Below are 20549 nucleotides of genomic sequence, written 5' to 3' on the forward strand. Positions count from 1 at the left end.
ACCGGTTTATTGCAGCTTCAAGCTATGTCGGCGAAGGCCCGAATGCCCGATTTGCACCATTTTTCGCCGGTTCGCCGAGCATTAGCTCGACATATTTCAGGCCGCATATCACGATGAATTGATAGGTTCGTTAGCTAACCGTTAGCTAGCTCTTCAACCACCCCGTACGACCTGGCGAACGCCGACGGGATCGGGTACTGCCCCGAAGATCGTTCCGGAAGCACCCGGCGTTACGAATCCCGTTCGGTACGGTGTGGGTCGTGAAGAAGAACGATCGCGCCGTCGGCCCTACCGCGGCAGCAAATCCGCGGCAGAGCGTGGTTCTCGACGACGTCGACCGGATCCTGCTCGATGAGCTGGCGCGCGACGGACGGATGACCAACAACGCCCTGGCCGCGGCGGCGGGTATCGCGCCGTCAACCTGTCTGGGCCGCGTGCGCTCGCTGGTAGAACGCGGTGTGATCAGGGGGTTTCACGCCGATATCGATCCCGCGGCGCTGGGGCGCAGCCTGCAGGCCATGATCTCGGTGCGCGTGCACGCCAATGCGCGCCCGCAGCTGGCCGCGTTCGGTGAACAGCTGGCCACCCTCGACGAGGTGCTCAATGTGTATTTCATCGCCGGCGCCGACGACTACCTGATCCACGTCGCCACCGCCGACACCGAGGAACTGCGACTGTTCGTCCTCGAGCATCTGAGCGCCCACCCCGCCGTCGCCCGCACCGAAACGATCCTCATCTTCGAGCACGTCCGCCCCCGCACGCGCCCACTGCGCTGATCCCGGCCGCAAGCGGCCGGGAAACGAAGGGCGACGAGCCGGAAACGAAGGGCGACGAGCCGGGAACAAGGGATGGCAGGCCGGGCACGGGGATGGCACGCCGGAAATGAGTAGGACAGCCGAGGCCCCGGCCTTCCACCGCCCGCGGCTCAGGCTCTCGAGCACCGGGCCAGCAGCAGCCCCGGCCTTCCACCGCCCGCGGCTCAGGCTCTCGAGCACCGGGCCCCCAGCAGCCCTGGCTTCCCCGACACCCGTGGTCCCGGCACGCTTTTCGCCGGGACCACGGGTGTCGGGGGAACACCGATTACGCCGCCGACAGCGACTGGGCCTCGTATCCGTGAGCGGCGGCAACGGATTCCGAGAGCAGCATGCCGCGGTGGGTGCTCAGGCCGTCGGCCAGGCCGCGATCGGCCGCGGTGGCCTCGCGCCAACCCTTGTCGGCCAGCGAAATGACGTAGGGCAGCGTGGCATTGGTCAGGGCGACGGTCGAGGTGTAGGGCACCGCGCCGGGCATGTTGGCCACGCAGTAGAACACCGAATCGTGCACCCGGTAGGTGGGCTCGGCGTGGGTGGTCGGGCGCGAATCGGCGAAGCATCCGCCCTGGTCGATGGCGATATCGACCAGCACCGAACCCGGCTTCATCTGCGCCACCAGCTCATTGGACACCAGCTTGGGCGCCTTGGCGCCCGGCACCAGCACCGCGCCGATGACCATATCGGCCTCGCGCACGGAGTTCTCCACCTCCTGGGAGTTGGAGATGACGGTGCGCACCCGGCCCTGGTACTGCGCGTCCAGCTCCCGCAGCGGGGCGATGTTCAGATCGAGAACCGTGACGTCGGCGTGCATTCCGACCGCGACGGCGGCGGCATTGCGCCCGGCGACACCCGCGCCGATGACGACGACCTTGGCCGGGCGGGTGCCGGGCACACCGCCCATCAGCACACCGCGGCCGCCGCCGCTGCGCATCAGGTGATAGGCACCCGCCTGCGGCGCCAGCCGGCCGGCGACCTCGCTCATCGGGGCCAGCAGCGGCAGCGAACCGTCACGGCCGGTGACCGTTTCGTAGGCGATCGAGGTGATGCCCGACTTCAGCAGGGCGTCGGTGCACTCGGCGGAGGCGGCCAGATGCAGGTAGGTGAACAGCACCTGATCCTCGCGCATCCGCGAATATTCCTCGGCGATCGGCTCTTTCACCTTCAGCACCAGATCCGCGGTGGCCCAGACCTCGTCGGCGGTGTCCAGCACACGCGCGCCGACCAGGGTGTAGGCGTCATCGGCGAAGGCCGATCCGGCACCGGCCCCGGACTCGATGAACACCTGGTGCCCACGCGACACCAGCTCACGAACGCCCGCCGGGGTGCACGCCACGCGATACTCGTGGTTCTTCACCTCGCGGGGGATCCCGATCTTCACCTGAACTCCTTCTGTCTCCACTGGACGATCGACGGGTGACCGGCTATGAGCTGGTTCACCCCGTTACCAGGAAGTATGAAGAAACTGCGCAAACAGATCCAGTTCAGTGAAGATAATTCTTCAGAGGCCGCGCCTTTCATTCATATAGTCGGATCGGCGACCGCCGCCCCCGGTCATCTCGAAACATCTTCGACCCCGTCGGCGGCTCGGCTCGGTCACGGCATTCCAGGGATCTGCGAGATGAGGTAGCGCTCGAACTTCGACAGCGCATCGAAGCCGCGGACGGCCCCCGCGGTCCACGCCTCCACGATCGCCCCCAGCAGATCGGTATGCGGCTCGCCGGGGGCGGCCGTCTCGGGTGCGACGCCCCCGCGTCCTCGATACGCAACCTCGTCGGTGCCGCTCCCCGGCACCGGCTCACCTGCGAAAACCCTGTCGTCCGGAGCCGGAGCGACTGCCGCTCCCCCGATCGGCGGCACCGCTGTCGAGCCCTCGAAGTGGCCCGGCGCGGCCTGCTTCGGAGTGACCGGGCCCGCCGTGAATCGCTCCGAATGCGAAGACACCTGGTCGGCGGAGATGGCGGCCGTGAGCAGCGCGGCTGTCGAGATCATCGCCAACTGCACGGAGACGACGGGCCTGCGTTGTGCACTATGTCTACCCATCAGCTACTTTCCTCGGAAATCCCCGGATCGTGCCCGGGCCGTTTCACGGCGAAAGCCTAAGTGGCGCAAGTACTTCCGAACAGAAACGTTAGCGGTTCTTCACAGAAGTTAAGACATCGGTGCAGGATCCGGCCCGTCGCGCCCTCGTTCACTGAATTTTCGATGGCGGGGTTGACGCTTGTACGATAATGCACTTGACGTTCGAAGGTGATCTAGTTAACACCCGAATCAGAAACGGAAGTTTGACGCTAGAACTACTGCACGGATACCATCGCCCCACAACCCGGCACGGCGTCTCGGAGCCCTTTTCTGCAATTACGCCGGATCGAATCTCCATGAACATGAAATGAAGCAATGGAACGTTTGGGATTGCCGATCCCGTCGATCGGCGCACATCTGCACCCGGTGACCCGCTCCCCCCTCGGCCGTCGGCCTCGGCCGTCCGGACGCGGCCGATGAGTCGACCGCCCCGCACGGAGGTCACCGATGGCTGAAAATCCACTCTCCACCCCCAACAGCATCACGTTACGACAGTTCGACTACTTCGTGAGCACGGTCCGGCTGGGCTCGATGTCGGCGGCGGCCCGCAAGTTCGGCGTCACCCCCTCGGCGATGTCGCAGCAGATCGGCGCGCTCGAGGTCGCGCTGGGCCGCAAGCTGTTCGACCCGCAGTCGCGCCGCTCGAGCCTGACCAAGTTCGGCCGCGAGTTCTTCGCCCAGGCCTCGAACGTCATCGATCACGCCTATCAGGCGCTGGCGATCGGGCAATCGTTCAGCGACGGCGTGCTGACCATCGGGACGACCTCCACCGTCGCCCACAAGCTGATGCCGCCGCTGATCTATCGGCTCCGATTGCAGTGCGACATCGACAATATCGAGGTGCGGTCGTTCGCGACCATGTCCGAGCTGGGCGCGGCGCTCGACCGCGGCGCCGTCGACGTCGCCATCGGCCCGCTCACCCGGTCCTCGGCCAAGTTCGTGCACACCGTCGGCGAGGAGGAGCTCGTCGTCGCGTGCCATCGCAGCCAGGAGAGCCGATTCGACGGCAGCTGGGAGCGGTTGGCCGAGGTGCCGTGGATCGGTTATTGCGCCAGTTCCGACATCGCCCGCACCCTGGTTCAGGAATCGGGCCGGGCAAATGTCGAGATAAAATATGTCGTGACCGCGCCCGATGTGCCCACCGCATTGAGTCTGGTGGAACACGGAATCGGCGTCGCCCTGGTACCGAAAATGGCTCTGCATAATTGTTCGCGTCTGTTGTCGATTACTCGACCGGCCCCTCGGATAAAACGGAAACTCACCGTTCACGTCAAAGACATGTCGCCCTACATCGAAAAATTCCTCGGCGTCATCGGCGATATGGAACTGGTTCGCAAGTTCCGGGCCGCAGGCCTACTCGAGGCGCGCTGATAGGCCGTCGGTCAGACGCCCCGCATACGTCATTCCCACATTCTCCCGAGGTGAATTCATATGGTTGGTCCGAATACGGTCGGCGTGGGAATCGGCGTCGGTGCGGTGAACACCGTGTCGGCCGCGGTGTGCGCGGACTCGAGTCTGTCGGTGACGACCCGGCCGACCGCGGTGGCCGTCGACTCCGGCGGAGCCGTCACCGATTTCGCGGATCTGGCCCGCCGTCCGGAGACGGTGACCGTCGGCGGGCGATTGTGGTCCCCGGCGAATCTGACCGCCGCGCTCGTGGGCGAGTTGCTGGGCTCGGTGCCGCCCGCCGCGGGTGTGGTGGCGACCTATCCGGCGTGCTACGACGACAAACAGGTGGCGCTGCTGCGCCAGGCCTTCGACCTGACCGGTGCGCGGCGGGTGCGGCTGCTGCCCGAGCCGGTCGCGGCCGTGGCGTGGCTCGAGCACGAGCACGGCCCCCTTCGCCCCGGCTTCGTACTGGTGTACGACCTCGGCGCGACGAGCCTGGATGTCACGGTGGTCGAGGTGGCCGACGGCGAGGATCGCAGGATTATCGGAAGTCCCCTGCGCTCTTACGATTTCGGCGGTCGGCCGTTGGGCGCGATGATCGTGCGCTATGTCGGCGAGGTGATGACCCCGGTGGACGGCGAGTTGCCGTCGTCGGTAGCCGACAGCGATGAACTGCGCGGCTGGCATGTGCGCGACTCGCTCGCGGTGGTGTGGGACTGCCTGCGCGCGGCACAGCTGAGCATCGGCGATATCGGGCGCATCCTGGTGGTGGGCGGGGCCGCTCGTGCCCCGGAGGTGGCGCGGGTACTGGCCGAACTCGGACCGCCGGTGGTCATGTCGGCCGATCCGGGCCACTGCGCCGCATCGGGAGCGGCCCTGGCCGCGGTGCCTCCGGCGGACCACAGCGCTCGGGAGCGGCGGATCCGGCCGACACTGGTGTCCGGGGCCGCCGCCCTGTCGGTGCTGGCCTTGTCGGCGGCGTCGCTGCTGACGTCGTCGGGCGACTCGGATGCGCTGTGGACGCAGGTGCCGGTGATCGATAGGCTGCCCGGGCCGGAGTCCGGCGCACAGGCCGAGGTGGGGGCCGGGTTCCCCGAACCGGTGCTGTCCGCTGCGGTTGCCGACACCGCTCCTGATCCGGCGCAAAATTCCGCTCCCGCAAGCGATTCCGCGCCCCCGGCATCGGTCGGTACCGAGCGCCCCCTGTCCGATTCCACACCGGCACAGGTACCGGCCGCGACCTACGGCGATCCGTCCCGATTCAGTAATCCGTTACCGTTCGACGCACCCGCGGCTCCGACGCCCCGCGGCGACCACTCGGGGACCGAACCGTCGGGAATCACCATCGGCCAGCCCGCAACCACGTCGCCAACCGATTCGGGGACGTCCGGTTCCGCGACGGATGGATCGTCTTCGACTGCCGGTCAAGGGGATTCGACTACCGGTAAGCCCAATACGCCTGCGGGGCAAGGGACTTCGTCGACGGGTACGGATTCATCTACGGGACAGGGTAATTCGAAGGGATCGAGCACCACCGGCACCTCGGATACCCGAGACACCACCTCCGAGACGACGACGGGCGGCATGACCACGTCCGGCACCTCCCCCACTCCATCGAATACCGGAAGCCCCTCGGGCACAGCGGTTTCCGGCGATACGTCCTCAGCCGGTTCGAGTACATCCGCGTCCACGAGTCACGCCCCCATCTCCGGCGGCACCGCCACCACCGGTTCGACCGGCGCTTCCGCCACTCATTTCTCCGGCGGCGGTTCCGGCTTCTCCGGGCATTCCACGCCGGGACACTGACCGATCCGGGTCAGTCTCCCGGTTCCTTTCTGTGGTACACCGCGATCTGCCCGGCTACCTCGAAATGCAGGACGGCCGCCTCGTCGAGCACCTCGCCGTCGGTGGCCAGCGGCCGCGGGGTCGGCAGGTGCACGGTCAGCTCGCGCACCGTCCGCTCGGCGTAGACCTTGCTGTGCCCGATCGCTGCGAGCAGCAGGGCCAGTACCGCCCGAACGCGAGAGAACTCGAGATCCGCACGCAGCCAACGGATATCGAGTAGCCCCGTGTCCAGGCGGGGCCGAAATGCGGGGACTGCCCCGTGCGGGTCGTAGGGGCCGTTCCCGACGAACAGGAACCACACCTTGTGCCAGCGGTCGTCGATCCGGATCCGGATCGGTTCTGCGCGTCGCAGGGTCACCAGCAGGGCGGCGGCGAAGGCCGGCCATTTTCCCCAGCGGCGCTCCCACTTCTCCCGCAGCCGCACCAATTCCGGATAGGCGCCGAGGCTGGCTGTGTTGACGAAATAGCGGGTGGCCGAGTCGTCGAGCCGCACTCGCGCCACATCGACCGAGACCGCCTCGCCGGATTCGGCTGCCGCCACCACCTCGACCAGACCGTCCACGCCGACGTCCCGCGCGAAATGATTGAAGGTGCCGGTGGGAATCACCACCAGCGGCAGCCGATGCCGTAGCGCCACCTCGGCCACGGCCGCGACCGTACCGTCGCCGCCCGCGACGCCGATGGCCTCGGTCGGCTCGCTGCGGGCCGCCAGCGCCTGCTCCAACTGGTCGGCCCAGTCGCAGTCGGGCGCGGTGCGCAGCAGTTGCGCGGCGGGCAAGGTCGCGGCGATGTCGTCGAACGGGTCGTGTCCGGGGTCGCCGGACATCGGGTTCACCAGCACCACCAAGCCTTTACCGTCCACCAGCCGGGGCACCGGGCTGACCGGGCGGGCATGCGTGGCGGGTTCGCGCACCGGCCACCAGCGTCGCGTGGCCAAGGCGACCCCGGCCCCGACAGCCGCGCCCGCGACCACATCCGAACTCCAGTGCACGCCCGTGTGCACCCGGGAGTAGGCGATGGTGGCGGCCAGCGGGGCGACCGCCGCCGCGCTGCGCGGGCTCTCCATCGCCACCGCGGTGGCGAATGCGATGGCCGAGGCGCTGTGACCCGACGGAAACGACGACGAGGCGGGCCGCCGGACCAATCGCCGTTGCGGCGGCAGGAGTTCGGCGGCCGGGCGGCGGCGGGCGAAGATCCCCTTCATGACGATATTGGCGAGGAAGCTCGCACCGGCGAGCGAGGCCACCCCGCGCAGGGCCGCGCGCCGCGGCGCCCCCTTGCGCCCGGCCAGCACCGCCGCCAAGGTCAACCACACCACGCCGTGGTCCGCCGACCGCGTCAATCGCCGCATCCCGCGATCCACCGCGGAAACCGGCAACTGGGCCACCGCCCCGCTCACGGCTCGATCGAACCGACCGACCCCGAAGAAATTCCGGCGCACCCCTCGGCTCACGGCACCTCCTCGCCAACGCTCGTCGGCACCATGCGCCGAACGCACTGTGCCAATGCTTCGCTCGCAAGCTCGCTCACCGCACCTCCTCGCCAGCACTCGTCGGCACCGTGCGCCAAACGCACTGTGCCAATGCTTCGCTCGCAAGCTCGCTCACCGCACCTCCTCGCCAACGCTCGTCGGCACCGTGCGCCAAACGCACTGTGCCAATAGTTCGCTCGCAAGCTTGCTCACCGGGTCGACACTACCGACCGATCTCCCCGATTCAGCGATTGCAACGCTAGGTCGGAGGTCAGTTGACCTTGTAGATCCAGATCCGCTGGGATGCCAGTTCGCCGGTGTCGGTCCACTTGTAGGTGCGTGCCAGGCCGGGGCCGTGGTAGCCGCGCAGGTAGTCGAGCATGGCCCGGCGGGTGGTGTGGCCGGAGGCGATGCCCTTCAGGACGATCGTGGTGAGGTCGTAACTCTCCACGGAGTAGGCGCCCGGCGGCAGGCCGTGGAGGGATTTGTAATCGGTGGTGAATTGGGTGTGGAAGGGTCCGCACGCACACGACATGATCGTGCCCTTGGCCGACTCTCCAGCTTGGGCAGGGAAATTCGGGTTGTAGGTGCTGTCGAGGGCGGCGAAGGCGGCGGTGACCCCGGCCTGTTTGAGCTGCCGGACCAGCACGGCCGCCTCGGGATAGGCACCGGCGTAGACAATCGCGTCCGGGGCGGCGGCGGCGACCTTGCTCACCGCCGCGGTGAAATCTCGCTCGCCCACCGCGATGTCGGCCGCGCAGCCCGAATCGGCCACCGCACCCAGGGCGCCCGATACGGCCTTCGACAGATCGGCACCGTAGTCGGTGTTGTCCTTGACGACGCAGATTTTGCGGAAGCGCGCAGTGTCGACGAGATATCTGGCCAGGGCGGGGCCTTGGACGTTGGAGGCGGCGAGGCCGCGAAAGAAGCTGCGCCAGCCCATTTTGGACAGACTCTGGCTGGTGGACGTCGGAGTCAGGAACGGCAGTTCGGCGTCGCTGAAGGATTGTCCGACGATGCGGACGTCACTGCCCCAGACCGGGCCGATCACGGCGACGATCGACGGATCGTTCGCGATCCGCGGCGCGAACGAGGTGACCACCTGCGGGTTGTCGGTGGTATCGAACGGCAGCAGCGAGACGTGGCATCCGGGGTTCGCCTTCACGAATTGGTCGACGGCCAGCCTCGCCCCACCGCTCACCGTGGCGCCGAGCTTCGAATTCTGCCCCGAGACGGGTGCGGCTACGGCGATCGCTATGGGCTGACAGACCGCCTTGCCGTCTCCGGCCGGAGTGGCGGCGGTGTCCAGTTCGGGAGCCTGCGCGCCCTGGGCATCGATCTGCACCACCGGCTGAATCGGCCCGGGGCCGTGAATGCTTCGCTGCGCCTCGGCGCCGGATGTGACGGTGGTCCGGGCCAGGGAACTCGCCATCGGAGGTGAATCGGCGGTCATGATTCCCGTCGCGATCGCGAGGACAGCGGCCATGACCAATCCACCCACACCGGCGATGCCCATCGGCCGATCCGCCGACGGCTGCGGGTGCCCGGCCGCCTCGGTCAACGCCTGTCGCGCCGCGAGGGCGAATTCCGTACAGGATCCGAATCGTTCGTCGGGTCGCTTGGCCATGGCCTTGGCCAGCACCGCATCCAGGGCGGGCGGCAGGCCGGGGCGTCGGCTGCTCACCGGTGGCGGTGGCTGTTGCATATGACCGGCGACCATGGCAGCGGTGCTGTCCGCGGCGAACGGGGTCGAGCCCGACAGCAGCCAGAACAGACTGCACGCCAACGAATACTGATCCGATCGAGGGCCGACCGCGACCGCGGCCAACTGCTCCGGCGAGGCGTAGGCCAGGGTCGCGGCGATCGATCCCGGCCGCGTCAGACGCTGTTCCTCGTCCCGTAATCGGGCAACGCCGAAGTCCGTCAACAGGACTCGCTCACCCTGCCCCGCCCGTCCGCGGGCCAGCATGATGTTTGCCGGTTTCACATCGCGGTGCAGCACGCCGACCGCGTGGGCATAGTCCAGCGCCTTCGCCGTCTCGGCGATGATCTCCACCGCCCGCTCCGGGGCCAGCGTCCGCGGGTCGAGGGTTCCGGCGTCGAGGCCGTCCACGTACTGCATCGAGATCCACAACCGGCCGTCCTCGACACCGCGGTCGTACACCGTGACGATATTCGGATGGTCCAGCTGCGCAGCGAGATCCGCCTCGCGTTCGAATCGCGCCCGGATCTCCTCGTTCGCATACAACTGCGGATTCAGCAGCTTCACCGCGGTCAGCCGGGGCAGGCGCGGGTGTCGCGCCAGATACACGGCTCCCATACCGCCGTGTCCCAGCTGACGCTTGATCACGTACCCGGCGAAAACCTCACCAGCGCGCAGCATCTCACCCGCACCGCTCATTCACGATCTCATCGTATGCGGCATCCGCGGCGTTGTGCGCGTAACGGAAAGCGTTGCGCAGGTGCGGGTTCGCTCTCGGCGAAGGCCCGAATCAGAGGGCGAAGGCGATCGAGCGCAGGATCAGCACCGCAATGAACACGGCGGTGAACGCCAGGTCGATCGATATCCCACCGGCACGGATCGGCCGCAGGACCCGCCGCACGGGGGCGATGACCGGCTCGGTCCAGGCATGGGTGAAGCGGCGAACCCGGCTCACCCAGTGCGGAGGATTGCCGAGCACCTCCGCCCAGTCCACGATCACACGGGCGATGAGCAGTAAGAGGAACGCCGTCAGCACATACCCGAGCAGGGTTCCGATCAGGTCCATGGCGAACTCCTTCGTGGGTGGCCGGGGCGACCTCCTCACAGTGTCAACGCGCGAGCGCGGATCGAAGTTGCCCGCGGTCGTTTCCGATTCGTCTCGCCGGGTATGCCAGAGACGTCCCGGCAGTGTCCGACTTCGGAGGTAGATGTGTCCAAGGACAAAAGTGGCCCCCGCGAAGGCGTCGAGGGTGTCGTCGAGGACGTGAAAGGCAAGGTCAAGGAGGCCGGCGGCATCGTCACCGGTAACGAGAATCTCACAGGCGAGGGACGCGCCCAACAGGACAAGGCCGAGTCGCAGCGCACAGCGGCCGAAAAGGAGGCCGCGGCCGAGAAGGCTCGCGCGGAGGCCGAGATCGACAAGGCACGGCAACAGGGTTACCAACAGTAATCGAGCCGGTGTCACGGAAGACGGTGGGTGTCCGATTCGGACACCCACCGTTTTTCGTGCGGTTCCGCCGCCGTCGTACGCTGGACTCATGTCCGCTGCCCACCCCGGGGACGCCGACCTCGATCGGCTGGTGGAGCTGGTCGCGGGGCGCAGGGTGACCGCATTGACCGGTGCCGGTATCTCCACCGACAGCGGCATCCCCGACTACCGCGGCCCGGATTCACCACCGCGCACGCCGATGACCTACCAGCAGTTCGTCGGCGACCCGGTCTTCCGGCAGCGCTACTGGGCGCGCAATCACGTGGGCTGGCGGCGCATGGACGCTTCCCGGCCGAATCCCGGGCATCGGGCGCTGGCCCGCCTCGAGCGCTCGGGCGTGATCACCGGCCTGATCACCCAGAATGTGGATCTGCTGCACACCAAGGCGGGCCAGCGCCGGGTGATCGATCTGCACGGCACCTATGCGCGGGTGCGCTGTCTGGGTTGCGCAGCGCTGATCTCCCGCATGACCCTGGCCGACCGGCTCGAGGCCGCCAACCCGGGCTTCGCCGAGGCCGTCACCACCGACGGGCTGGAGGTCGCCCCCGATGCCGATGCGGTGGTCACCGATACCGCGAGCTTCCGGATGGTCGACTGCGAACGCTGCGGCGGCATGCTCAAACCCGACATCGTCTACTTCGGCGAGAACGTGCCGAAGGACCGGGTGGCCGCCGCCTACGACCTGGTCGACGAGGCGGAGGTGCTGCTCGTCGCCGGGTCGTCACTGACGGTCATGTCGGGCCTGCGGTTCGTCCGCCGGGCCGCCGGATCCGGGCAGCCGGTGATCATCATCAATCGCGGGCGCACCCGGGGTGACGAGCTGGCGACGCTGCGACTGGATGCGGGATGCTCGGAAACCTTGGCCCGGCTCGCCGATCGCCTATCGGACCCGCTGAGGCGACGAGATGGGATGGTTGGGGCGCAATAGCCCGTGCGGGTCGTACTGTGCCTTGATTCCGGTGAGCCGTTCGTAGTCCGCGGGCGCGAAGGCCGAGCGGATCTCGTCGGGAGTGAGCGCGCCGAAGGTGAAGTTCAGCGAGCAGCCGACGGTGTTGGGGGCGAACGGTTTCAACGCGTCGTAGTGGGCGGCGCGCACCGTGTCCTCGGCACCGTTCGGTACCGGGGACAGGACAGAGACGCTGTAGGCGGCATTGCGGTGGCCAATTGCGTTGGGGATCCGAGGTGAACGCGCGAGTGCACCGCCCAGGTGACGCACGCCCACGACCGTCATGACGGGAGCCGCGGGACCGCACGTCTTCGTCAGGTCGGTGAGAGCCTGCGGATCGAGCTTGTCCACCAACGCATTTCGGGATCGGTAGGCATGCGGCTGGTCCGGTTCGTCGAAGATCGCGCCCGATTCGGTGAAGGGGATGTCGCGCACGGTGTCGAGCACGAGCGGTCCGTGCAAGCGCAGCTGTTTCACCAGCCGGTCCCCGTCCTCCGGTGCACCGAGGTAGGAGATCTGAATCTGGGCGATGTGCCTGCCACGCAACGGTTCCGGCAGCATCGGCAGATCCGGGAAGGGCATGATCGTCACTGCCGAGGTCATCTCCTCCGGCAGGTCGGCGGTCCAGCGCAGCCACGCCTCGGGTACGCCGGGTTCTTCTTCGACGTCGAAATACAAGCTGCCGCCGTAGATTCGGGTGACCGGCACGAGGTCGATCAGCATGCCGGTGGCCACGCCGAAGTTGCCGCCGCCGCCCCCGAGCGCCCAGAACAGATCCGGGTCGGAATCGGCGGTCACCCGGCGAAGTCGGCCGTCCGGGGTGACCAGATCGATGCGAGAAATATGGTCGGCGGCGAAACCGTATCGACGGGCGAGCAGGCCGATGCCGCCGCCGAGGGTGTAGGAGACGGCGCCGACTCCGGGAAGGCTGCCCGACAGCGGCGCCAAACCGTGCGGCGCCGCGGCCGCGATCACGTCCGACCAGGTCGCACCCGCCTCCACCCACGCAGTGCGGTCGTCGGGATGCACCCACACGCCGGACATGCGGCTCGTGTTGATCAAGACGCCGTCGGTTGGGGCGGCGAGGCCGTGGCCGGTGGCCTGGACGGCGACCGGGACACGATGCGCCGCGGCCGCCTCGACGGCGGTCTGCACGTCCGCGGTCCCGGTCGCACCCACGATCACCGCGGGCCGGTGCGGGTCGAGCAGTTGGAAGCCGGTCCGCTCGTCGTCGTATCCGTCGGTCTGTGCTGTATATACCGGGCCCTCCACACGGGCAGTGAGTCGATTGTTCAGATCGTTCATGAAATCCACGCTATGAGCCCTTGCGGCCACATCTTGTCCGCGAGGACAGGCAATCTGGTGAGGTGAGCGAGGAATCGGGATCGGTGCGCAAGAACATGCCCGGACGCCTGCTGCGGCTGCTGTCCTTATTACAGGGCAGACGCGAGTGGTCCGGTGCCGAACTCGCGGCCCGGCTGGGCGTCAGCGATCGGACGCTGCGCCGCGACGTCGACCGGCTGCGTGCGCTCGACTATTCGGTCGACAGCACCTCCGGGACCGCGGGCGGTTATCGGCTGGTCTCCGGTCGAAACCTGCCCCCGCTGGTATTGGACGACGAGGAGGCGTTGGCGGTCGCGATCGGGCTGATCAGTGCCGGTGCCCTCCCGGGGATCGAGGACAGCACGGTCCGTGCGCTGGCCAAACTCGAACGCGTCCTGCCGAATCGCCTGCGCCCCTTACTGTCCGCGCTGGCACGCACGGCCGTCGCGGCCCCCGCACACAATATCCCGTTCACCGACCCCGCGACGCTGGCCGCGCTCGCCTCCTGCTGCCATGACCATCACCTGGTGAGCTTCGATTACCTCGCCCGCACCGGCACCGGCAGCCCCCGCCGGGTCGAGCCGCATCACCTGGTCACTCTCGAAGACCGCTGGTACCTGATCGCCTACGACGTCGACCGCGGGGATTGGCGCACATTCCGGGTGGACCGGATCGCGCGCCCACTGCCCGCACACGCCCGCTTCACCCCGCGCCCGCTCCCGGCTCCGGACCCCACGACCTACCTGGCGCGATCGCTCGCCACCGCCACGTACCGCCACACCGCCCGGCTCGAGGTCGCCCTCGCCCCGGACACGTTGCGAGCCAAGCTGTTCGCCCAGGTCCCGGGCACCATCGAACAACGCGGACCGCGCGGCTGCCTCGTCCGGCTCACCGGCGAATCCGCCGAACTGATCACCCAGTACGTCGCCGCCATTGCATCTCTCGACACCGACGTCACCCTGCTGGAGGCATCCGAGGACGTCACCGACCGACTGCGCCGATTGCGCGAGGAGCTGCCGGGAACCTGATCCGGCCATCTTTCCGGCAGTTCGAAAACAAAATGGCCCGGGCCGGAGAAACTTTCATTTCTCCGGCCCGGGCCGCTAGTAGCGGGGACAGGATTTGAACCTGCGACCTCTGGGTTATGAGCCCAGCGAGCTACCGAGCTGCTCCACCCCGCGTCGGTGAACACAACATTACACACGGGTTCGAGTCGATAGCAAATCGCCTGGTCGGACGGCATTTACAAGCTCGCAGAGTTGATCATGGGAGAGGGTCGGATGAGCCTGCTGCCAGCGCCGGTGACGAAGGTCACCTTAAGACGCGGCTAAGCGTCCAGCGAACTCCGGGGAGACGCCCGGCGCGCGCGAGGGGCGCGGAACACCGAGACACTCAGGGTCCCTACCCCGGCCCTAGCCGCATGTCGCTGTCCGATTCACCCCCACGCACATGCGTAACGCCAACGCAAGGGCGTTAAAACGTGACCTACGTCACTATTTCACAGTGATATGGAACACATAACGGGTAGATAACAGACCGACCAGAATATTGAAATTCAGCATAGCCAACCTGCATCGACGCTGATTCGGCAGTTATTCGTTTCATGCAATTCTCTCTGTTATCAAGACGTGATCTGTTGAGATCGGTTCGTTATGGTCTGTCTCGGCCCGGATCAAACCGTGATGGGCTCCGACCCGAACCGCTGCACACCGGTGCCCTGCCCCGCGGTTCGGGGAACCCCGACCTCCTGGGGGCAGGGCCACGACGGGCAACCGCCGTGCTGGTGGGCGCAGGGAGGGAAACCACCATGAACAAGAACCGGAAGATCAGCAGTCGCGCCCTCGGCCTCGCCGCCGTCACGGGTGCCCTTGTTGCCGTCCCGTTCGCCACGGCCAACACCGCCTCCGCCGCCCCGGCCCACGACTGGGACGGCGTCGCTCAGTGCGAGAGCGGCGGTAACTGGCACATCAACACCGGCAACGGCTACTACGGTGGTCTGCAGTTCACGCAGAGCACCTGGGCCGCCAACGGAGGCAGCGGCAATCCCGCCAATGCCAGCAAGGAAGAGCAGATCCGCGTGGCGGAGAACGTGCTCGCCACCCAGGGCGTGGGCGCCTGGCCGGTCTGCGGCCAGTACCTGCGCTGGGGCGCTTCCACCGACGAGGCCGCCGTCGAGCCCGAACCCACGCCCGAGCCGGCGCCGGCCGTCCCGGTCCCGGCTCCCACCGAGCGCCAGGCCCTGATCGATCAGGCCAAGACCACCGGCGACCAGCTGGCCAAGCAGTTCGGCTTCGGCGACCAGTACCAGCAGCTGCTGCAGCAGAACAGTGGATTGATCGAAACGCTGGGCCGCTGACCCCCGCGCAAAAAGCGCGCGGGGGAACCCAATAGAGCCCCGGTGCGGCCGTACGGCGACAGGACGACACTGCTGTGCGGCGGCCCGAACGGCAACGGCGCTGCCATCGATGGTGATGGCAGCGCCGTTCGCGTTTCGCCGTTCCGACAAGGGATCGGCCTCCGGCCTTCCCGGGATCAGCCTCCGGCCTTGTTGTACTCGTCTATCGCCCTCTGGAGGTTCTCCAGGGCTTGGCCCAGTTGGCCGAGGTTGCCGGACTTCTGGGCGTCCTCGACGCCCTTCAGCGCGTCGTTGAGTCCCCTCACCGCGGCGTCCTTACCCCCTGAACCGGTCGGCGGAGTCACCGGGGGTGGCGTGGTTCCCTGTGTCGGCGGGGGCTGATTGGCGTTGGGCGACGGATTGATCGCCGCCTGCCCCGGCTGCTGGGTCGCCGCATTGCCCAAACCGCTCGACACGTCGTTGAGGGCGTCACCCAGTGTCGGCTGATAGCCCACCTTGTCACCGTTGCTGGACAGCACGCGCACCAGCTGTGGGAAGGATGCGGTATTGGGCCCGGCATTGCGTTCCAGATACCAGGGTTCGACGTAGAGGATGCCGCCCTCGCCGATCGGAAGCGTCAACAAGTTGCCATATTTAATCTTGTTGGTATTGCCGCCGGTCAGCGTCGTCCGCTCGTTCGATACTCGCGCATCGGTGGTCATCGACGTCTGAACCTGTTGCGGGCCTTGGGTTTGCGAATCCGTCGGCAACTGCAACACCGTGAACTTGCCGTAGTTGTCCGGATCGGAGCCGACCGAGATGTAGGCGGACAGGAACTGCCGCTTGAATCCCACCATCGCGCTCGTGAGCTTGTATGCCGGCTTCCCGGTCTTCGGGTCACCGATCAGCACGTAGTACGGCGGCTGGTTGGCGCTGGTCGGCGTGTCCGAGGTCGGATCGCTGGGCACCGACCAGAAGGCGTTGTTGGTGAAGAACTCTCGCGGATCGTTGACGTGATACTTGGCCAGCATCTCCCGCTGCACCTTGAACAGATCCTCCGGGTAGCGGAAGTGCGCCCGCAGCTCCGGCGTGATCGCGCTCTCCGGCTTCACCGCATTCGGGAACACGCCTTCCCACGCCTTCAGCACGGGATCGTTCTTGTCCACCTCGTACAGCGTCACCGTGCCGTCGTAGGCATCCACGGTGGCCTTCACCGAGTTGCGGATGTAGCTGACCTCCTTGCGCGGCAGCATGCGGCCGGTGGTCTGGTCGATGCTGTCGGCAACCAAGCCGTCCAGCGAGGCGTGCTGCGCGTAGGGGTAATTGTCGAGCGTGGTGTAGGCGTCGACGATCCACTGGATGCGCCCGTTGACGACCGCGGGATAGATGTTGCCGTCGGCGGTCAGCCACGGCGCCACCTGCTGCACCCGGTCGCGCGGATTGCGGTTGAAGATGATCTTCGAATCCGAGCCGATCGCGCCAGAGAACAGGATGTTGCGCTCGGCGTACTTGGCGGCGAACGCCAAGCGGTTGAACCAGTTCCCGATCGGGACGCCACCCTTACCGGTGTAGGTGTACAGCTCGTTGGGAGTGTCGTACTCGTGCGGCTGGTCGCCGTTGCCGCCGACGATGGCATAGTCGGCGTCGGACTTGGCGATCAGCTCGCCGTAGTAGATGCGCGGCTGATCGACCTTGATCGCCTGCTTGTCCTTGGGCGTGAACAGATCGCTCACCGTCGACTGGTCACCGACGTTGAAGACCGGGTAGCCGTAGCCGCCGGCGGAAGCACTGTTGCCTCCGGCCGAGGCCGCCTGCTGGGTCTCCTTCGGCGGGGCCACATTGACCCGGTTGGCCGGTGCGGCGACGAAGCCGTTGCCGTGGGTGTAGACGGTGTGCTTGTTGATCCAGTTGGTCTGGTTACCGGACAGGTTCTGCGGCACCAGTTCTCGGGCCGCGATGATGTAGTCCTGAATCTCGCCGTTGATGGCGTAGCGGTCGATGTCCAGGGGATCCTGGAAACCGTAGAAGTTCTGCAGCTGCTGGCGCTGGATGAAGGTCTGGGTCAGCAGGTTCGGATCCAGCAGCCGGATATTGCGGATGGTCTGCTGGTCGGCCGGTGACAGCTCGGCCAGATTCCTGCTGTCGGTACTGCCCTTGTAATCGACGTACTGCACGTCGGTGAGCCCGTACGCCCGGCGCGTGGCATCGATATTGCGCTCGATGTAGGTCGCCTCCTTGGCGGCGGCGTTCGGGCGCACCTCGAACTGCTCCACGATCAGCGGCCACACCGCGCCGACCAGGATCGACGACAACACCAGCAGCGCCGCCGCCATGGCCGGAACCCGCAGATCCCGCAGCACGATCCCGGCGAAGAAGGCCAGCGCGCAGATGATCGCAATCGACATCAGGATCAGCTTGGCCGGCAGCACGGCATTGATATCGGTGTAGGAACCGCCGGTGAAGGTCGGCTCCTGCCGCGTGCTCGACAGCAGCGAATACCGGTCGAACCAGTAGGCGATCGCCTTGAGCAGCACGAAGAGTCCGGCGATCACCGCCAGCTGGATGCGGGCCGGGCGGGTGAGGTTGCCCTCGCGGCCGGACAGCCGCAGGCCGCCGAAGACGTAGTGGGTCACCAGGTTCGCGAAGAACGCGATCACGACCGCGACGAACAGCCAGTTCAACAGCATCTTGTAGAACGGCAGATCGAAGGCGTAGAAACCGACGTCCAGGTGGAACTGCGGATCCTTGATGCCGAACGAGCCGCCGTGCAGGAACAGCTGCACCGTCACCCAACTCGACTGCGCCACCAGGCCCGAGAGCAGGCCGACCACGGCCGGAATGCCGATCCCGAACAGCCGCAGCCGCCCCATCACCGTGGTGCGGTACCGCGCGATCGGATCGTTGGGCCCCGAGACCGGCACGAACACCGGACGCGTGCGGTAGGCGATCAGCATCGCGAGCCAGATCAGCGCGCCCACCGCCACGGCCACCACCAGGAACAGCAGGATCCGGGTGAACAGCACGGTGGTGTAGACGCGTCGGAATCCGACCTCGCCGAACCATAGCCAGTTGGTATAGGCGTCGGTCAATCGTGGCCCGATCAGCAGCAGTGCCGCCAATACGAGGGCCGTCACCAGCAGCACCCGGCTGCGTCGGGACAGCGAAGGTAAGCCTGTCGGGGGGCGCATGCCCACGATGCCACTCTCCCAGTTCCGTTGTTGCGGGTGGTCCTTGCGGACCGTTCGCGCCCCACTCTACGTAAAACGCACCGGTGGGGACGGCAGTCCTCGCCGTGTGACTAGTAATACAGCACTACTGCCGTCAACGCCCGATGGCGCGGGCCCGCGATCGTGGTGGCGCATCGGCACCCTAGACTCTGCGCGCGTGACTTTGGACAACCCGGCCGCCGCCCTCTACCGCTGCATCCGCGAGGTGGCGGAGTTCGCCGATGCGGAGGGATGGGATCGGCCGCCGCAGATGTTCGCGCTGGTCCCCACCGTGGACCTGGTGGCCGCGGAGCCGACCCTGCAGGATCAGCTCGACGACGGGGCGGAGCTGACTCCGATTGCCCAGGAACCGTTTCCGGACGATGTGAGCCGCGATCAGATGGCGCTCGACGAATTCCTCGCCACCACCAGCTGGCCCCCGGCGGTACAGGGCTGCGTCCTGGTGCAGCAGATCGTGGTGCTGCCGCCCGATGCCGAGCAGACCCTCGACGATGCGATCGCCCCGCTGCTGGCCGACCGCGACGCCGCCGACCGCGCGGCCCGCGATGCCGCCGAGACCCATCCGGGCCGGCGTGACGCCCGCCTGTTCGCCGGTGTCCTGCGCGACGGCGCCTCGCTGTGCCTGCTGCAGGTGCGCCCTGAGGACGACGAGGACGACCCCTTCGCCGACGACATCGACCTGCGCACCTACCCCAACCTGGCCCCCAACCTCATCGAGGCCCTGCGCCACACCTTGGAGAACGTGCCGGACTAGCACCCGCCGGGCTCGTCCCCGCCTGCTCGAGCCTCAGGTCCCGGCGTGCCCGCAAACCTCACTTCCCGGCATGCCGCAAACCTCACTTCCCGGCATGCTTTTCGCCGGGATCCCTCACCCGCAGGTCGGGGCGTCCTTGCCGGTCGTGATGGCCTCGAGGGATTGGACCGCGCCCGTGAGGTTGTCGACCTTCACCAGTTTCAGGCCGGAGGGGATGCGCTGGCGGGCCTCGTCGCAGTTGTCCGCGGGGACCAGGAACGCCTCGGCGCCGGCTTCGCGGGCGGCCATCATCTTGTACTGGATGCCGCCGATCGGGCCCACCTTGCCGTCGGGATCGATGGTGCCGGTGCCCGCAATGAACTTGCCGCCGTTGAGTTTTCCGGTGCTCATCTTGTCCACCAGGGCCAGGCTGAACATCAGGCCCGCCGACGGGCCGCCGATATCGCTGAGATTGAAGTCGACGTGAACGGGACCGTTCGGCTGCTCGTCCAGCGTGACTCCCAGGTATCCTTTACCGGAGTCCTCCGGCTGGGCACCGACTTTCACCTCGACGGTCTGTTCCTGTCCGGACCGGCGCACCACCACGGGCACGGCGGTCCCGGGCGGGGTCGCGCGGACGGTCTCCACGACGTCCTTGGCGGCGGTGATCGGTTTCCCGGCCACACTGACGAACTCGTCACCGGTCCGGAGCAGATCCTTGGCGGGGCTGTTGTCGGTGACGGTGCGCACCTTCACCACCGTCGGGTACTTCAGGTAGTGCAGCGCCGCCATTTCGGCGTTGTTCTCCGAATTCTTGAAGTCCTCCGCATTGGACTTGTCGACTTCGTCACGCGGGATACCCGGCGGATACACCTCCGCGCGCGGCCGCAGTCCGTAGCGGCCGTCGGCCCACAACCCGAACGCCTCGAAGATATTCAGCCCGTCGCGAACAGAGACGGTGGTCATGTTGAGGTTGCCGGCGGTCGGATCCACCGGTGCGCCCTGCACGTCGACGACCTGTTTGCCATCTACCTCACCCAGCGTATTGAACGTGGGACCAGGCCCGAGTGCGACGAACGGCACCGTGACGGCACTGCCCACGACACCGAGCACCAGCACGGGTATCAGGGCTGCCAAGAGGGTGAGGATCCGACGGTTCACCCGGCCAACAGTAGCGGCTCGGGTTCTGGCACCCGAG

16 protein-coding genes and 1 tRNA gene are annotated in these 20549 nt (G+C 67.1%); 8 read left to right on the forward strand and 9 right to left on the reverse strand.

Features of this window, described 5'->3' with window-relative positions:
- Nucleotides 1-260 precede the first annotated feature (260 nt).
- Nucleotides 261-776, forward strand: a complete 516-nt coding sequence (locus IU452_RS00805; RefSeq protein ID WP_195106918.1) for an Lrp/AsnC family transcriptional regulator — start codon at nucleotides 261-263, stop codon at nucleotides 774-776.
- A gap of 304 nt (nucleotides 777-1080) precedes the next feature.
- Here IU452_RS00805 and ald read toward each other — a convergent pair whose 3' ends face one another.
- Entirely contained in the window at nucleotides 1081-2190 is a 1110-nt protein-coding gene (gene ald / locus IU452_RS00810) for an alanine dehydrogenase (protein WP_195106919.1), read from the reverse strand.
- Nucleotides 2191-2405: 215 nt separating this feature from the next.
- The gene (locus IU452_RS00815; protein WP_195106920.1) at nucleotides 2406-2852 is read right to left on the reverse strand and encodes a hypothetical protein; all 447 of its coding nucleotides are present in this window, start codon (nucleotides 2850-2852) and stop codon (nucleotides 2406-2408) included.
- 486 nt (nucleotides 2853-3338) lie between these two features.
- Between IU452_RS00815 and IU452_RS00820 the strand changes: the two genes are divergently transcribed.
- Nucleotides 3339-4262, forward strand: a complete 924-nt coding sequence (locus IU452_RS00820) for a LysR family transcriptional regulator (protein WP_195106921.1) — start codon at nucleotides 3339-3341, stop codon at nucleotides 4260-4262.
- Nucleotides 4263-4322: 60 nt separating this feature from the next.
- Nucleotides 4323-6086: an Hsp70 family protein gene (locus IU452_RS00825; protein WP_195106922.1), complete on the forward strand. Its 1764-nt coding sequence runs from the start codon at nucleotides 4323-4325 to the stop codon at nucleotides 6084-6086.
- A 10-nt stretch (nucleotides 6087-6096) separates the two neighbouring features.
- Here IU452_RS00825 and IU452_RS00830 read toward each other — a convergent pair whose 3' ends face one another.
- From IU452_RS00830 to IU452_RS00845, 3 genes are all read right to left on the reverse strand, one after another.
- Nucleotides 6097-7578 (reverse strand): bifunctional phosphatase PAP2/diacylglycerol kinase family protein, encoded by a 1482-nt coding sequence (locus IU452_RS00830; RefSeq protein WP_324192371.1) that lies wholly within the window; start codon nucleotides 7576-7578, stop codon nucleotides 6097-6099.
- Nucleotides 7579-7867: 289 nt separating this feature from the next.
- Nucleotides 7868-9997, reverse strand: a complete 2130-nt coding sequence (locus tag IU452_RS39105) for a bifunctional serine/threonine-protein kinase/ABC transporter substrate-binding protein (RefSeq protein ID WP_416382255.1) — start codon at nucleotides 9995-9997, stop codon at nucleotides 7868-7870.
- A gap of 91 nt (nucleotides 9998-10088) precedes the next feature.
- The gene (locus tag IU452_RS00845; RefSeq protein ID WP_195106923.1) at nucleotides 10089-10364 is read right to left on the reverse strand and encodes a YggT family protein; all 276 of its coding nucleotides are present in this window, start codon (nucleotides 10362-10364) and stop codon (nucleotides 10089-10091) included.
- Nucleotides 10365-10508: 144 nt separating this feature from the next.
- Between IU452_RS00845 and IU452_RS00850 the strand changes: the two genes are divergently transcribed.
- A complete protein-coding gene (locus IU452_RS00850) occupies nucleotides 10509-10748 on the forward strand; it encodes a CsbD family protein (RefSeq protein ID WP_195106924.1) in 240 nt (79 codons plus the stop codon).
- Nucleotides 10749-10836: 88 nt separating this feature from the next.
- Entirely contained in the window at nucleotides 10837-11715 is an 879-nt protein-coding gene (locus IU452_RS00855) for an NAD-dependent protein deacetylase (protein WP_195106925.1), read from the forward strand.
- Here IU452_RS00855 and IU452_RS00860 read toward each other — a convergent pair.
- Nucleotides 11668-13038, reverse strand: a complete 1371-nt coding sequence (locus IU452_RS00860; RefSeq protein ID WP_195106926.1) for an FAD-binding oxidoreductase — start codon at nucleotides 13036-13038, stop codon at nucleotides 11668-11670. The two genes, IU452_RS00855 and IU452_RS00860, sit on opposite strands and share 48 nt — an antisense overlap.
- A gap of 62 nt (nucleotides 13039-13100) precedes the next feature.
- On the opposite strand from IU452_RS00860, the gene IU452_RS00865 reads away from it, so the two are divergent.
- Nucleotides 13101-14084, forward strand: coding sequence for a YafY family protein (locus IU452_RS00865; protein ID WP_324192373.1), 984 nt, complete (start codon nucleotides 13101-13103; stop codon nucleotides 14082-14084).
- 79 nt (nucleotides 14085-14163) lie between these two features.
- On the opposite strand, the gene IU452_RS00870 is transcribed toward IU452_RS00865, so the two are convergent.
- Nucleotides 14164-14237 (reverse strand) — tRNA-Met (locus tag IU452_RS00870).
- 626 nt (nucleotides 14238-14863) lie between these two features.
- On the opposite strand from IU452_RS00870, the gene IU452_RS00875 reads away from it, so the two are divergent.
- Nucleotides 14864-15412 (forward strand): transglycosylase family protein, encoded by a 549-nt coding sequence (locus IU452_RS00875; protein ID WP_195106927.1) that lies wholly within the window; start codon nucleotides 14864-14866, stop codon nucleotides 15410-15412.
- Nucleotides 15413-15588: 176 nt separating this feature from the next.
- On the opposite strand, the gene IU452_RS00880 is transcribed toward IU452_RS00875, so the two are convergent.
- A complete protein-coding gene (locus IU452_RS00880; protein ID WP_195106928.1) occupies nucleotides 15589-18585 on the reverse strand; it encodes a UPF0182 family protein in 2997 nt (998 codons plus the stop codon).
- Nucleotides 18586-18775: 190 nt separating this feature from the next.
- On the opposite strand from IU452_RS00880, the gene IU452_RS00885 reads away from it, so the two are divergent.
- Nucleotides 18776-19372, forward strand: a complete 597-nt coding sequence (locus IU452_RS00885; protein WP_195106929.1) for a PPA1309 family protein — start codon at nucleotides 18776-18778, stop codon at nucleotides 19370-19372.
- A 114-nt stretch (nucleotides 19373-19486) separates the two neighbouring features.
- Here IU452_RS00885 and IU452_RS00890 read toward each other — a convergent pair whose 3' ends face one another.
- Nucleotides 19487-20512, reverse strand: a complete 1026-nt coding sequence (locus tag IU452_RS00890; protein ID WP_195106930.1) for a PDZ domain-containing protein — start codon at nucleotides 20510-20512, stop codon at nucleotides 19487-19489.
- Nucleotides 20513-20549 lie beyond the last annotated feature (37 nt).

It is taken from the genome of Nocardia transvalensis, assembly GCF_015477765.1.
Taxonomy (GTDB): Bacteria; Actinomycetota; Actinomycetes; order Mycobacteriales; family Mycobacteriaceae; genus Nocardia; species Nocardia transvalensis_A.

Bases quoted from the DNA above. Each gene is read 5' to 3' on its own strand.
- IU452_RS00845 (WP_195106923.1), bottom strand. From the start codon at position 10,364: ATGGACCTGATCGGAACCCTGCTCGGGTATGTGCTGACGGCGTTCCTC.
- IU452_RS00825 (WP_195106922.1), top strand. From the start codon at position 4,323: ATGGTTGGTCCGAATACGGTCGGCGTGGGAATCGGCGTCGGTGCGGTG.
- IU452_RS00815 (WP_195106920.1), bottom strand. From the start codon at position 2,852: ATGGGTAGACATAGTGCACAACGCAGGCCCGTCGTCTCCGTGCAGTTG.
- IU452_RS00820 (WP_195106921.1), top strand. From the start codon at position 3,339: ATGGCTGAAAATCCACTCTCCACCCCCAACAGCATCACGTTACGACAG.
- IU452_RS00875 (WP_195106927.1), top strand. From the start codon at position 14,864: ATGAACAAGAACCGGAAGATCAGCAGTCGCGCCCTCGGCCTCGCCGCC.
- IU452_RS00860 (WP_195106926.1), bottom strand. From the start codon at position 13,038: ATGAACGATCTGAACAATCGACTCACTGCCCGTGTGGAGGGCCCGGTA.
- IU452_RS00855 (WP_195106925.1), top strand. From the start codon at position 10,837: ATGTCCGCTGCCCACCCCGGGGACGCCGACCTCGATCGGCTGGTGGAG.
- IU452_RS39105 (WP_416382255.1), bottom strand. From the start codon at position 9,997: ATGAGCGGTGCGGGTGAGATGCTGCGCGCTGGTGAGGTTTTCGCCGGG.